The sequence below is a fragment of the Parasedimentitalea psychrophila genome, from assembly GCF_030285785.1.
Classification (GTDB): Bacteria; Pseudomonadota; Alphaproteobacteria; order Rhodobacterales; family Rhodobacteraceae; genus Parasedimentitalea; species Parasedimentitalea psychrophila.
On sequence record NZ_CP127247.1, the window covers coordinates 1374176 to 1388760 of the forward strand.

Here is a 14585-nt window from a genome sequence, read left to right on the forward strand (position 1 = left end):
GGCCCCGCCTGCCTGTCAGTGCGGGGCCCTTCTTTTGTAGACAAAAAACAACCATAGGTTAAGTTCCCTCCGAGACAGTGGCGCTCAGGGCCAGTAACGCAGATCCTATTCTGGGGCGATACGCATGGAACATTTTGAAACCATAGAGACAATCACCCGTTCGCTTCGTGACAATGCCGCCATTCGCGCAGTGTTCCTAAGCGGCAGTTACAGCACCGGTCTTGCCGATGAATACAGCGACATTGACTTTCTTATTGTCGCCCGAGACGGTGCCACCGACGCGGTTTCCGCACTCTGCCACAAAGCCATCAGTCAGACCGGAGAAATCGTCCTGTGGCGGGATCGAACCCCTCGGCCAGTGCTTATCAATGCGATCACCGACGACTGGACCCGAGTCGACGCTCTGATCCTGAAGGCCACTCAAATGGGCGGCCAAACGCAGGACAGCCTTACCCCTCTTTTTGACTATGACGGCATTTTCAATGCCCTGCCTGCAACCTCGAAAAACCAGGGGCCAAACCCTGCCAAGCTCAAATCCCAGTTCGAAGAGTTCATCAAAATTCTTGGGCTTCTGCATCTGGCGGCAGGTCGCAAGGAATACATCAACGGGATGCTGGGTGTTTTCCATCTCCGAAATTTTCTGGTCGAGTTGCTGATCGAAGAAACCGACGCGCCCAATCGCGGCGGGGTTTTGCACCTGAACCGGTTGATTACCGATGAGCAAAAGGCACTCTTGATCTCCATGCCCCCCGCGATCCCGAACCGCGAGGCAATGATCACAGCCCACCTCGCCTATGCACAGGCCTATCTGCCACGGGCGCGAAAGCTGGCACTGCAATGGGGCGTCGAATGGCCGGAACGCTTTGAGGAAGTGACCTGGAACCAGCTAAGAAAAAGCATGTCGATTGAGCGGCCTTACGACTGGAGTTGAGAGCCATCTGACCCACTGAGATCCGACGTAAGACCCTCCGGGGCGGCTTTATTGACCAGCAGGATTAATCAACTTCCACTTTATTGCCCCACTGACGGATTTCATATTTCCGCAACGTCGCTAGCGCTATAAGCTATTTCAGACGACCCCAGACCGCCCCCCACGACCCAAAAAATTTGGTGACAGCGATGAACCTGAAAGCCACCCTGCTGGCCCTGCTGGCCTATGCGATTTTTGCGACCCATGATGTGGTGGTGAAATTCCTTGGCGCCAGTATGTCGCCGTTTCAGCTGGTGTTCTTCAGCAGCCTGCTGTCCTTTCCGCTGGTGACGGTGATGCTGGTCCAGGACACCACCCTTGGCAATCTGCGGCCGATCCACCCCTGGTGGGCGGCGCTGCGCTCGATGACTATGTCGGTGGTTCCGGCCAGTGCGTTTTATGCCTTTGCCCATCTGCCGCTGGCGCAGGTCTATGCGCTGCTGTTTGTCACCCCGCTGCTGATCACCCTGCTGTCGATCCCGATCCTAAAAGAAAAGGTCGGCCTGCCGCGGATGCTGGCGGTTCTGGTCGGTTTCGCCGGGGTGCTTGTGGTGCTGCGTCCCGGTGGGGTGGATTTCGGCCTGGGCCATGCCGCGGCGCTGTTTGCGGCCTTTGGCTCGGCGTTCCAATCGGTGATCCTGCGCAAGGTCGGCAACGAAGAGCGCCGCGTGGTGATGATGGTCTATCCGCTGGTCGCCACCTTTGTGATGATGGGGTTGGCGATGCCCTTTGTTTATGTCCCATTTGACGCAACTGCGTTGGGTGGTCTTGGCATCGTGGCGATATTTGGCTTCTGCGCCACCCTGATGATGATTAGCGCCTATACTCTCGGCGAGGCGGCAATCGTGGCGCCAATGCAATATTCGCAGATCATCTGGGCGACGCTGTTTGGCGTATGGCTGTTCGATGAAAATATTGACCTGATGACTCTTGTTGGCGCCGGCATCATCATCGCCAGCGGTATTTTCATCGTCATCCGCGAGGCGGCGGGCGGCCGTTCGCACAACACTCCGGTGCTGCGCAGCCGCACCCGGGGCTATGCACCCGGCGGCTTTAACATCTCATTGTTCCTGAAACGGAAGACGCCGAAATAACAGTTCAAAATTGGGCTTGCATCTCCCATTCCAAGCGACTATTCCGCCCTCACGGTCGGGCTATGGCGCAGTCTGGTAGCGCACCTGTTTTGGGTACAGGGGGTCGGAAGTTCGAATCTTCCTAGCCCGACCAGTTTATCTGACGAGATCCCAAGTCAGCCCCTTCGGGGTCTGTCATCGGTCAGATCCCACCCTACGAAATGTCGGCTTTTACGATGCTTCCTCGGAAGATCCGCTCGCCGCAGCTCCGCCATCCTGAGAAAATCTAGCCGCATGGCCACGGTGCCGATGTCTGCCCCCATAGCCCACCCGTTCTCTTAAGGGAAATGGCGCCGAAAAACCGTTCTAGTTTGGCTGGCAGTCCTGGTCCAACATCGAGAACTATTCGGCCTGGCACAATACACCTGTGTTGCGGGCGTCTTCCAATATGTCTCGGCTGCCGAGCAGCAGGCCTACTGGCACCAGAACACCGGCTATGCGCCCGTCACCACCGCCAACGACTGATAGCCTCTCGCGATCAGACCTCGGGAGTCGCCGCAAAGGGCCTCCCATTATGCAGGCGCCCCGAACACCTGCATCAGGACAGCCCGGGCAAAACCCGGATCCAGCTCTCGGTTGGCTTCATCGAGCAACTGGGGGCCGACACTTTGGTGCAAGCACCCTGGCAATTCGTAAACACCGCTGGCGGTCCGGCTGAATGGCGTGCAAGTTCACAGCAGCGGCGACAACATCGCGCTCAGCTGCGCGGCGCAATAGACCAGAGACTGAATTGGGAGTAACAGTGACCTCATTGCCAAAAATATTTGCCCATCGCGGCGCCCCGGCCGCCCCGCCTGAGAACACTCTGGAGGGATTTCAATACGCGATGGACGCGGGCGCCGACGGGATAGAGCTGGACCTGCTATTGACCCGCGACGGCGCGGGGGACTGGCTACACGGCAAAGCTCCGGCCATCAGAGACCTGACACTGGAGGAATTGCGCTGCTATGACGTCGGGGGCCTCCGCCCTGGCGCCGCACCAAAGCCCCCCCATCAGGCGCAATTGCAGCACTGCCGCATCCCCACGCTGGATGAATTCCTGACGCAGGTGAAGACCAACGCGCAGGACATTGAACTGCTGGTCGAGCTGAAACACAGCCCGACCGCCAACAGTCAGGTCCAATTCCTTGAGAGCATATCAAAATGACCCCAGATCAGGCCTTTACCCGCTATGAGGAAATTCGCAACCGGCTGCCCGCCGCGCCGCAGGGGGGCGACAGGGTACAGATTGCAGGGCTGCACGAACTGGCCGATCAGGTCGATGTCTTTGTGTTTGATGCCTTTGGTGTGCTGAACGTCGGCGAACGCCCGATCCCCGGCGCCCATGACCGCGTAAACCAATTGCGCCAGATGGGAAAACAGGTGCTGGTGCTGACCAATGCAGCCAGCTTTACCCGGTCCCAGACGCAGGCCAAGTTTGCCCGTTTGGGGTTCCAATTCACCCCTTCGGAGATTATTTCCAGCCGCGATGTCTGTGAGGCGCATCTCTATCGCGTCAGCCCAAAAGGCCAGTGGGGGGTGATCGCGCCGCCGGGTTTTTCTCCGGAGGATCTGAGGGTTGACGCCTTGGCACTGCAGGACAACCCGCGCGATTATGACCAAGCTGGCGCCTTCCTGATGCTGAGTGCTGCCGGTTGGAGCGCCGAGCGACAGGCGCTGTTGCACAACAGCCTGCGCCGCAATCCACGCCCGCTGGTGGTGGCCAACCCCGATCTGGTGGCCCCGCGCGAAGATGGGCTGTCGCTGGAACCCGGCTATTATGCCCATGACCTGCAGGACCGGCTGGGGCTTCAGGTTGTCTTTCACGGCAAACCCTTTGCCTCGGTCTATGAAACCGTTGAACGCCGGGTACCAAATATTGATCCCAAGCGCATTGCCATGATTGGTGACACCCTGCACACCGACATTCTGGGCGCCCGGGCGCGCGGCTGGAGCGCCGCCCTGATCACCGATCACGGATTGTTCGCCGGTCTTGACGTGCATAGATTCATTGACATCAGCGGCATATCACCGGATTGGATCGCACCCTCCATTTAGTGAGTTCCTGCCGCCAGGTTGCATTTGAGTATTTTCAGCAAAAAGAAACGGTCAAGGGAGCGCAGACAGCTGCATTCTCGTTGCCAAAAATACTCAGACTGCATCCTCGCGGCTCAGGCTGACCTGCCAAGAAAAAGGGCGACCCCAAGGCCGCCCTAATGTTTCAGTCGTTTTGCAGTGCGTTCGGATCAAACACATTTCCGAACCCGGAATTGTTACCGGGGGTCGCCGGCTCCGCCTCTGGCTCATCGGTGCCATCGTCCTGCAAGGCGCCCGGGTCAAACACATTGCCAAAGCCCGAGTTGTTCGAGGCTTTGGGCGTGGTATCCTCGGTCGCCGGCTCCTGGCCTGATTGCTCAGCCTGCTCTGCGTCCCGACGGGCAGCTTGCTCGGCGCGGCGTTGCAGCAATTCCTGGATCCGTAAATCGGTTTCCAGGCGCTTTTGTTCCCGCACGTCGGCGATACATTGCTGCGGGCTATAGACCGTGGCTGTGCCCACCACCGCGATGGTCATCATCGCAACCACCACCAGAACCACCGCTGCAGTGTTGGAGCTGAGGAAACCGGGCAGCCGGAGCTTGCCGCTTTCCAGTTCTGCTACTGTGGCGCTTTTTCGCGCTGCGGCAACCAGTTCCTTGCGACGAATGCCAGCCTCGTTTGCCAGGGCGGCAAACACCGTCAGCACCACGATGATAAAGGCCAGGGCCGAAATCGCCGGGGTAATGCCGTAGCGCACCTTTTGTGCCAGCTCGATGGTCAGAGTTGGGTATTCGCCAAAGGTGAATGTGGTGGTGTTGTAGTTCTCGAAGCTGGCCAGAAAGGCCAGCACCGCAGCACTTGCAATGGCCGGACGCATGAACGGCAACAGCACCTTGCGGAACGCCTGGGCATGGGTTGCGCCCAGATCCAGCGCCGCCTCGGTCAGACCGTTGTCATAGCGCTGCAGACGCGCCACCAGCACCAGCATGCAATAGCTGGCGATAAAGGTGGACTGGCCGATGATGGTCAGGAACAAGCCGTTGGACAGGACGCTATCGGCATCCAGGCCGAACAACCGGTTGACCCGATCCCAGAACACCAGGGTCGAGATACCAATCACCACCCCGGGGATCAGGATCGGAGCAATGATGATGGTATAGTAAGTTGCCCGCAGTTTCGGCCAGATCTGGGTCAGCATCAGCGCGCCGGCCAATCCCATAGAAACCGACAGGGTGACCGTGCCTGCGCCCACCAGGATCGAGTTCTTGATACCATTCAGGATCCTTTCATCCTGAAACAACGCCGAGAACCATTCAAAGGTCAGGCATTCCCACGGGGCAGCCCGCGGAAATCCCGGAGAGTTGAAGGCGGTGACCGACATGATCACCAGCGGCCCCAGCAGATAGGAGAAGAACAGCGCCAGGTAGACCCAGATGCTTATGCGCATAAGAGAGAAATTCTTCATTTGCCAATATCCCCCATGTTCACCTTGAACAGCCGCATCAATGCCAGCACCAGCAGAATACAGGTGACCAGAAGAACCACTGCATAGGCCGCCCCTTGTGGCCAATCGCTATTGTCGTTGAACTGCTGATAGATCAGCTGCGTGAACCACAGGCTGCTGGGTCCGCCCAAGATTTGCGGTGCCGCCAAGGCGCCGGCCGACAGCATGAACACCATGGTGCAGCCCGAGCTGATGCCCGGCTTGGCATAGGGAATGACCACCCGCCAGTGAATCCGAGGCCAACTGGCCCCCATGTCCCGCGCCGCCTCGATCTGGTTGCGGTCCAGGCTTTCGATGACGTTGTAGATCGGGAAGATCATCAGCAGGATATAGGCATAGCCCAGCCCCGCATAGAGCGCGATATCGTTGCGGATGAAGTCAAACGGCGTGTCAAACACCCCCATGCCCACCAGCACATTGTTCAACACTCCGCTTTCCCCAAAGATGATCCGCAGCGCAAAAGCCCGCAGGATCTCGTTGATCCAGTAGGGGATGATCAGCATCAGCGCCAAAACGCGGATGTGGTTGCCCTTGGTCTGCGCCAGATAATAGGCGATCGGGTAACACAGCATCAGATTGAACGCGGTCACAAAGATCGCCGCAATCAGCGTGCGGTAAAACACCCTGAGATCGACGGCATTGTAGGACTGGCTGCCACCCTCGGGGCCAAAGATCAGGTATTTGTAGTTCTCCAGTGTATAGAGATCCTTGGGGCCGCCGATCTCGGGCGGCGGCAGGTTGGGGCGGAATGAGAAGTCGAGCATCGACAGCTGTGGCAGGATGATCAGGCCAACGGTCCAGAACAGCACCAGACCCAACATGACCGACCCCAGCCCAAAGCCGTTGCGGTTAAAATATTCCTTTAGGAAGCGGGGCATATGTCCAGGCCTCCCTATTCCGTTGCCAGCACGCCGGCAGGCAGTGCAACAGCGTTTTTGACTTGATATTCTAGGGTCATCGGCTCGCCCATGTGGCTCTCAAAAGACTGGCCGACATTGGGCAGAGCCACTTTGATTTCCTTGCCGCCCTCGCCTTCCATGAAGATGTTGAAGGCATTGCCCTCAAATTCTTCCTTGGTGACCTGAGCTGTGACAAAATGATCGCCCTGCGTGCCGACTGGGGCCAGCGCAAAGGCCTCGGGGCGGATGAACAGCATCGCCTCGTCACCCTGTTTCAGCTTGCCCTGATTGGCGGTTGAAATCCGCGCCATCAGATCGCCGGAGCGGTTGGTTCTGATCATCACCTCGTTGCCGATCACCTGCTTGACCGTGCCACGAAATACGTTGTTTTCTCCGACAAATGAGGCCGCAAAGGCAGTGTTGGGGTCGTTATAGATGGATTTTCCATCGCCAATCTGGTCGATCACCCCGTCGCGCATCACCGCGATATTGTCTGACATGGTCAGCGCCTCGCCCTGATCATGGGTGATGTAGATAAAGGTAATGCCAACCCGTTTCTGGATCTCACGCAGCTCGGACCGCATGTGCTGGCGCAGTTTCAGGTCCAGCGCCGACAGCGGTTCGTCCAGCAGCAGCACATCCGGCTCGGCACAGAGAGCCCGGGCAATCGCCACCCGCTGCTTTTGGCCACCCGACAGTTCGGCGGGCAGTTTGTCGCCCTGGCCGGTGAGGGCAATCATGTCCAGCAACTCGTCCGCGCGCTTGCGGCGCTCCTTTGCCGAGGCGCCTTTGATCTCCATCGAGAAGGTGATGTTCTCCCAGACCTTCATCAGTGGAAACAACGCCAGGTTCTGAAAGATCAGCGCGGTTGGACGTTTGTTCGGGCCGATGCCCTTCATGTTATTGCCGCCAATCAGCACATTGCCCTGGCTGGGCTCCAGAAAGCCAGAAACGGCCCTGAGGATGGTGGTCTTGCCACACCCTGATGGCCCCAGAAACGAAAAGAAATCGCCCCCGTTAATATGCACGTTCGCGTCACGCACCGCGACGAAGTCTCCGAATCGGATCCAGAGATCTTCGAGATTTACGCCAACCCCAGCACTCATGTGGTTACTCCTCGGTGCAGGCCTTCAACCCAGTGACAGCGCACCGGCCTTGAACAGACTGCATCCAGTTTATGTCTAAAAAACTTGCGCCATAGGCGCCAAAATGGCCCCCTCCGACAGGAGGGGGCCAAAGGATCACAGGATCAAAAGCTTCAAGCGCTCTTGAACTTGTTGACGAACTCGGTCCGCACATCTGCATACCAGGGTGCTTCGGCCGGCCATGGATTCAGGTTGGCCAGGCTGCTGCCCGGATAGGCTTCGGCAAAGTTCTTTTTGTAGTTGTCACCCGAGAAGGTGTCAGCGCCCAGAACCGGCGAGTTGTAGCCGTGGCTGTCGATCGCCACGCCAGCGGCCTCTTTGCCATAGGCGTAATCGATGAAGGCATAGATCTGATCGGTGTTCTTGGCACCAACCGGCATCGACAACCCGTCAACCCAGGCCATCGCACCCTCAACAGGGGCTTGGTAATGCACAGGCTCACCAGCGGACTTCAGAGCCAGCGCCGGACCATCCCAAGTCTGACCAACAATAACGCCTTCGTTGAGAAGACCGTTTTTCTGAGTGTCAGCATCGTTCCAGATCAGCTTGATGCGCGACTTGCGCTCAACACACCAATCAGCGATCTGGCCCCAGACCTTACGCATGTTCTCTTCGTTCTCATAGGCAGACCACACCGAACCGGCGTCCATCTGGCCCGAGGCTTCCATGTACAGACCAGCACCCAGCATCATCGAGTGGGCGCGACCCATGGTCTTGCCAGCGTTGGCTTCGCTCCAGACATCGCCATAAGACGGTGCATCGCCTTCGGGCAGCCATTTGTCGGTGCGATATGCGATACCTTCGGTGCCCCAGATATGCGGCAGCCAGTGAACACCAGCGTCGCCAAAGTTCCATGCATCGGTACCAATTTTGGCCATAGCAGGGTTCACAGCGTCAATGTTGATCCGGTTCATGTCAAACGACTGAAGCAGTTCCAACGGACCCCACTGCAGCGAGCGGTTGTTGGTGGGTGAAACGATGTCGAAACCCTGGCCTTTGGTGGCCTTCATCTTGTTGATGATTTCTTCGTTCGAGCCAATACCTGTGTAGTTGACTTTGATGCCGGTGGCAGCTTCGAAACCCGAAATGAATTCTGGCGGCAAATAGTCCGACCACATCAGGATGTTGATTTCACCCGAGGATGCCAGAGCGCTTTTGGAAAACAGCGGAGCGGCCAGTGCGGCGGCGCCAGCGCTTTTCAGCAGCGAGCGGCGGGTTACAGATGATTTAATAGACATAGTGATTTTCCCCGTTGGAAGGTTGTTTGATTTTTTTGTTATTAAAGAGCAGTTTTGCGGGTGTATTCAGAACTCCTACAGTGACAGTTTCAAAAATTGTTAAGGCCAGATCTTATAGTAGTGAACAAAAATCGGTCCAGTTGTGTGCGCGTGTCTTGCGACAAGCCAAGCAAAACGCCTGCGGCTTTGTTGCCATAAATTCAGTCTGCGCTTGCAGATTGCTCTACGTCAACGACGTAACCCATATGTGACGGATCTTGGATAAATTAGCGTATCTCCATGGCAATTGCGCCCGCGTCATCCAACTGACGATGGCGCAATTTCAAGCAAGGCTTTGACGAATCGAACCTCAGGTCTCGATCTGGTCGCCATGCATATCCTCAATCAGCCGGGTCTCGAGCAACTGGCCGTTCTGATACAGGATCGGATAGGCCACGGCGGCAATATGACTGTTGAACTCGCGCAGGGCGCGCAAGGTTTCGAGATGGATGTCCGAGGTTTCAAAACTGTCAGCGCGGCCACTCTGCAATCGTTTCAGGTGCCGCTTGCGGCTGTCCCGTTCCGCCCGCTTCAACTCGGTTTTCTCCAGGCTCAGCAGGCGCGCGCTTTCCAGATCATCCGAGACGAGGACATTCGACGCCAGACACATATTGGCCATAATGCTCTCATGCAGCCGGGTCAGCTCCATCCAGCCCTCATCCGAGAACTTGCCTTTTTTCTTTTTCACTTCTGCAGCCAGCACCGTCAATCGCTTGGCCACCACATCGCCGGCGGTCTCTAGGCGGATCGCATATTCCACCATATCCCGCGCCGTCTTGGCGTTGGCTTTGCCGATCTCCTCGGGGGGCATCGCCGCAACAAATCTGCGGATGCCGGACAGGCATTCGTTGACCTCGCCATCCAAGGCCTGCACCGCTTTGATCTGGGTTTTGTCTCCGGATTGATACAGCTCCAACACCGGCCGGAACATCGTCTCAACCAGCCCCGCCATGCGCAGCAATTCACGCTTCAGGCTGGACAGGGCCTGCGCCGGAGGCCCGACATTATCGAAATCCAGCACAGTGGTCGGCAGGCCGGTGGCCACCTCGGTGTCTTTGACCACCGTATCCGGCAACAGTTTCAGCATCAAACGCTGACAGGAGGCGCAGAACGGCAGCGCCAGGATCAACAGCGAGGCGTTGAAGAAAAGATGGGCATAGACCAGCATCTGGCCGCCCTGCGGATCGCCCAAAGCCCCCGAGCGCAAAGCCAAATTGGCCGCAAACAGAGTCACCACCGCCCAGGTGCCGCGCAGCATAAGATTGGCAAAGGGAATACGGCGCGCCGCTAGGTCCATCCCCCGGCTGAGCCAGATTGGAATGAAACCCGAGCCAAAGTTGGCCCCCAACACCAGCGACAAACCGGCCGCAAAGGGGATCGCATCAATCTGCACCAGTGTCACACACATCAGGATCGCCGCCACCGAGGAATGCATCACAAAGGCCAGCGCCGCGCCAACCAGAAACGCGGTCACGTAGTCGCGCGCCAGATATTCCGCGATGGCGGGCAGAAAAGCACTGTCGCGGATCGGATCCATCGCCTCACGCAGGAACCGCAGTGAAATCAGGATAAAGGCGACGCCCAGCAGAATCCGGCCCAGTTGCCGTATCTTCCTGGCTTCGACTTTGACGAACATATAGCCGCCCACCGCCAGCAGGGCCGGCACCAGCCAGTCCAGATTGAACGACAGAATTTGAATGATCAGCGCCGAACCCAGATCGCCGCCCAGCACAATCGCCAACCCGGTGGCAAAGCTCAACATGCCGCTGGCGGCAAAGCCGGCGGTCAACAGGGCCACCGCAGCCGAGCTTTGTAAGACAATCGCAAGAGCCACGCCCACCAGACTGGCCTGCGCCAGACTGCGCTGGCCGGTCAGCAGCCGCTGGAACGAGGCGCCATAGCTGCGCTCAATCCCGGTCCGCACCATGCGCACCGCAAACAGCAAAAGCATGGTTGCCCCCGCCAAGCTGATCATAAAGCTCACAATTGCCATATCAGGCCCCACTCTCTGTCAGTCCTAGACAGTTTATTTCTCTATGTTCAAGTGACGGTATGGCAGGCGCGGAGAGAAGTTTCGCGCAATCGTCGAGGTCTGCGCAGAAACGCACAAAACCCCACAAACTACAAGTTACTTGCTAAAAATCCCCACATTCACAGGCACAATTCTCCCCAATTTTGCAAATTTTACCCTTTCCAACGCGGTGTATCCGCGCTTATCTGGCGCCAGACCCGGTGAAGGAGATGCACCATGGCGGCCCACAAAAATGTCTTGTTCATCCTCATTGATCAGCTGCGCGCCGACTGCCTGTTTGGCGCTATGGCCAACCACGTGGAGCTGCCAAATCTGCGCGACTTTATGCAGCAATCGGTCACTTTTGAGCGCAACTATACCGTGGTGAACCCCTGCGGCCCCTCCCGCGCCTCGCTCTTGACCGGTCAATACGCGATGAACCATCGCTCCACGCGCAACGGCACGCCACTGCGTCACGACACCCCCAATATCGCCACCGAGATGCGCAAGGCCGGCTATCTGCCGATGCTGTTTGGCTATACCGACACCAGCCAGGACCCGCGTATTCATCATCCAAATGACCCGGCAGTGCGGTCTTATGAGAACCCGATGAATGGCTTTCACGAGATGCTGGAGATGCGGCTGGAGATGTCTTATCCGTGGCGCTCACATCTACTGAACCACGGTTATGAATTCGGCGATTACGCTAATGTTTTCAAACCTGTCTCTCCCACCGGAGGGGCGCCTAGATTAAACGATCCCGCCCTGTACAGTGCCGCTCACAGCGACACCGCGTTTCTGACCGACCAGTTTCTGGCGACCCTGCCATCTTATGCCGAGCACAGCTGGTTTGCCCATCTGACCTATATCCGCCCGCATCCGCCGCTGGTGGCACCGGCGCCTTATAACGACATGTATGATCCCGCCACATTGCCGCTGCCCACACGGCTGCTCAACCCCGAGGCCGAAGCCGCGCTGCACCCGTTTTTCGCCCCCACCCAACAGGCCTATTCGCCGGCAGATTTCGTGGTGGGCTTTCCGGACCTGGCCGCCACGGATGACACTGTCCAAACCCTGCGGGCGCTGTATCTGGGGCTGGCCACCGAGGTCGACGCCCATATTGGCCGGGTGTTGCAGTTCCTGAAAGACAGCGGTCAGGACGACGACACTCTGGTGGTGATCTCGGCCGATCACGGCGAGATGCTGGGCGATCGTCACAGCTGGGGCAAGTTCACGGTCTATGACGCGGCCTATCACACGCCGCTGATCATCCGGCAACCGGGCAACAGCAGCCGCGCGGGCACCACCGTGTCACAGATCACTGAATCTGTTGATCTGATGCCAACCATCCTGGACTGGGTCGGGCAAGAGATCCCCAACGCGGTGGACGGAAGGTCGCTATTGCCGCTGCTGCGCGGAGAGCTGCCACAGGATTGGCGGCGCTATTCCTTTTCCGAGCTGGATTTCTCACAGCCCGGCGCTCCCAGCCACTGGGAGCAGGCACTGGCCACCACGCCACTGAACTCCTCGCTGGGCATTCTGCGCGATGAGCGGTTCACCCTGGTGGAATTTGCCGCCGATCTGCCACCGATGTTGTTTGATCATCAGGGCCGCGGCGAGTTGGAGAATGTCGCCGATCATCCCGACCTGCAGGGCGATCTGATGCGGCTGACCCGAATGATGCTGCGCCACCGCATGTGCAACGCCGATCACACCCTGTCATTGGACCTGATTACCGCCGATGGGCCACAACATCATCGCCGCTGGCCCGGATCTGGTTGACCTGCCGGACGGCAGCGGCCACAGCTTGGCCATGAAAGATCTCCGCGACACCGCCCTAGCCCTGTTCCACGCCGCCGTTAAACGCGCCGATCCCGCCCGCGCCCTGCGCGATCAGCTGACCCGGACACCATTGCCGCCCTTGCCAGATGGTGGGCGCAGCATAATTATCGCCCTGGGCAAAGCCGCCAGCCCGATGATGCGCCAGGCCTTGCTGATGACCCCGGAACCGCGGCAGGCGCTGGTGGTGACCAACCCCGAAAACCTCTGCGACATTCCCGGCGCCACTTGCATGGCAGGCGCCCATCCGGTGCCGGATGATACCAGCGCCGCCGCCGGACGCGCGGTGATTGATCTGCTGCAAAGTGCCAGAGCCAAAGATCGCGTTGTTGCCTTGATCTCAGGTGGCGGCTCGGCGCTGATGGTGGCGCCCGCACCGGGGCTGACCCTGGCCGACAAGGCCACCGTCAACAGGGCCCTGCTGGCCTCGGGGCTGGACATCAACGATATGAACCTGATCCGCCAACAGCTGTCAGACCTCAAGGGCGGCGGCCTGCTGCGCCATGCGGCACCAGCCCCGGTCAGTGCCTTCATTCTGTCGGACGTCATCGGCGACGATCTGCGCGCCATTGCATCCGGGCCCAGTGTCGGCCCCATCGGCAGCCGGGCTCAGGCGCGAGAAAGGATGCAGCGTGCGGGCATCTGGCAAGCCATGCCAGCGGCAGTGCGGACGCATCTGAATGCGACAGACACTGCCAGTGGAGCGACCCCCAAAGCCAGCAACACTCTGATCGGATCAAATCGGCACAGCCTGCAGGCAATGCTGGATGCCGCCATAGGCTGGGATGCTCAACTGGTCAGCGACACATTGGTCGGCGACGTAGAGCATGCCGCACAGTCCGTTGTCGACGCGGCTCTTGCCGCCCCATCCGACCGGCCCATCGCATTGGTTTTTGGCGGAGAGACCACCGTGCAAATAAAAGGCAGCGGCTTGGGTGGCCGCAATCAAGAACTGGCGCTAAGAGTTGCCAAACTGGCGGCCGAGCAACTGACCGGCAATTGGCTGTTCCTGTCCGGCGGCACCGATGGTCGCGATGGCCCAACACAGGCTGCCGGCGGCATCGTTACCCCCGATACCTGGGTCCAGATCCGCAACAGCGGTGCAGATCCTGACGCCCTGCTGGACAACAACGACAGCAACACTGCCCTGGCCGCAGCGGATGCGTTGCTGACCATCGGCGGCACCGGAACCAATGTGGCGGATGTGCAGGTCTTCCTGCGGCGTCCGGGTTAACAAAAAATCCGCACAGGTTTCTTTTTGCTAAAAATACTCAATCCACCACTGGCACCACAACGCAACAGTGGCGGACCCAGCCCTTCAGCAGTCACAGGTTACAGCTTGATCCGATCCAACTCGTTCAACAGATCCAATAGCGCCTCATAGCGATCCTCGCCCATTTCGGCGCGTGTTTTGGCCACCAGCACCAGACTGGCCTCCAGATTATTGGCAATGACCGCTTCGCCACCCGAGGTGATGGTGATCACCTGCTTGCGCCGGTCCTGCTTGTCCCGCGTGCGGCTGATCATCTTCTTGTCTTCCAGCTTTTGCAGGATCCGGGTCAGGCTGGGCAACAAAAGACAGGCCTGTTCGGCGATCTGGGTCGGGTCAATGGCACCGCTTTCCTGCACCACCCGCAACACCCGCCATTGTTGTTCCGTCAGATCCACATCACTCAGCAATGCGCGGATGGGCCCCATCACCCGCTCGCGAGCACGCAGCAGGGCAATTGGCAAAGATCGGTTGGTTGTCGGCAGAGCTGTTGTCATAACTAATTATCACCTCACCGGACC

Annotated in this window: 12 protein-coding genes and 1 tRNA gene; 7 read left to right on the forward strand and 6 right to left on the reverse strand. The window is 58.6% G+C overall.

What is annotated here, in order from left to right; genetic code table 11:
• Positions 1-124 precede the first annotated feature (124 nt).
• From QPJ95_RS06655 to QPJ95_RS06675, 5 genes are all read left to right on the forward strand, one after another.
• Positions 125-931: a nucleotidyltransferase domain-containing protein gene (locus tag QPJ95_RS06655; RefSeq protein WP_270917675.1), complete on the forward strand. Its 807-nt coding sequence runs from the start codon at positions 125-127 to the stop codon at positions 929-931.
• A gap of 188 nt (positions 932-1119) precedes the next feature.
• Positions 1120-2064, forward strand: coding sequence for a DMT family transporter (locus QPJ95_RS06660; RefSeq protein WP_270917674.1), 945 nt, complete (start codon positions 1120-1122; stop codon positions 2062-2064).
• 56 nt (positions 2065-2120) lie between these two features.
• Positions 2121-2197, forward strand: a tRNA-Pro gene (locus QPJ95_RS06665).
• Positions 2198-2845: 648 nt separating this feature from the next.
• Entirely contained in the window at positions 2846-3250 is a 405-nt protein-coding gene (locus QPJ95_RS06670) for a glycerophosphodiester phosphodiesterase family protein (RefSeq protein WP_270917673.1), read from the forward strand.
• Positions 3247-4140 carry an HAD-IIA family hydrolase gene (locus tag QPJ95_RS06675; protein ID WP_270917672.1) on the forward strand — a complete coding sequence of 298 codons (894 nt, stop codon included), beginning with the start codon at positions 3247-3249 and terminating at the stop codon, positions 4138-4140. Before QPJ95_RS06670 ends, QPJ95_RS06675 begins: the two co-directional genes overlap by 4 nt.
• Positions 4141-4303: 163 nt before the next feature.
• Here the strand turns inward: QPJ95_RS06675 and QPJ95_RS06680 are convergent, their stop codons facing one another.
• The 5 genes from QPJ95_RS06680 to QPJ95_RS06700 form a co-directional block, all read right to left on the reverse strand.
• Positions 4304-5584 (reverse strand): ABC transporter permease, encoded by a 1281-nt coding sequence (locus QPJ95_RS06680; RefSeq protein WP_270917671.1) that lies wholly within the window; start codon positions 5582-5584, stop codon positions 4304-4306.
• Entirely contained in the window at positions 5581-6501 is a 921-nt protein-coding gene (locus QPJ95_RS06685; protein ID WP_270917670.1) for an ABC transporter permease, read from the reverse strand. Before QPJ95_RS06685 ends, QPJ95_RS06680 begins: the two co-directional genes overlap by 4 nt.
• Before the next feature lie 14 nt (positions 6502-6515).
• On the reverse strand, positions 6516-7628 hold the full coding sequence (locus tag QPJ95_RS06690; RefSeq protein ID WP_270917669.1) for an ABC transporter ATP-binding protein: 1113 nt from the start codon (positions 7626-7628) through the stop codon (positions 6516-6518).
• A 152-nt stretch (positions 7629-7780) separates the two neighbouring features.
• Positions 7781-8905 (reverse strand): extracellular solute-binding protein, encoded by a 1125-nt coding sequence (locus tag QPJ95_RS06695; RefSeq protein WP_270917668.1) that lies wholly within the window; start codon positions 8903-8905, stop codon positions 7781-7783.
• A gap of 349 nt (positions 8906-9254) precedes the next feature.
• On the reverse strand, positions 9255-10937 hold the full coding sequence (locus QPJ95_RS06700) for a Na/Pi cotransporter family protein (protein WP_270917667.1): 1683 nt from the start codon (positions 10935-10937) through the stop codon (positions 9255-9257).
• Positions 10938-11192: 255 nt separating this feature from the next.
• Here QPJ95_RS06700 and QPJ95_RS06705 point away from each other — a divergent pair, with 255 nt between their 5' ends.
• Both QPJ95_RS06705 and QPJ95_RS06710 read left to right on the forward strand, forming a co-directional pair.
• A complete protein-coding gene (locus tag QPJ95_RS06705) occupies positions 11193-12737 on the forward strand; it encodes a sulfatase-like hydrolase/transferase (protein ID WP_270917666.1) in 1545 nt (514 codons plus the stop codon).
• Positions 12738-12768: 31 nt separating this feature from the next.
• The gene (locus tag QPJ95_RS06710) at positions 12769-14028 is read left to right on the forward strand and encodes a glycerate kinase type-2 family protein (RefSeq protein ID WP_270917823.1); all 1260 of its coding nucleotides are present in this window, start codon (positions 12769-12771) and stop codon (positions 14026-14028) included.
• A 98-nt stretch (positions 14029-14126) separates the two neighbouring features.
• Here the strand turns inward: QPJ95_RS06710 and hpaR are convergent, their stop codons facing one another.
• Positions 14127-14561 carry a homoprotocatechuate degradation operon regulator HpaR gene (gene hpaR, locus QPJ95_RS06715; RefSeq protein WP_270917665.1) on the reverse strand — a complete coding sequence of 145 codons (435 nt, stop codon included), beginning with the start codon at positions 14559-14561 and terminating at the stop codon, positions 14127-14129.
• Positions 14562-14585: the final 24 nt, after the last annotated feature.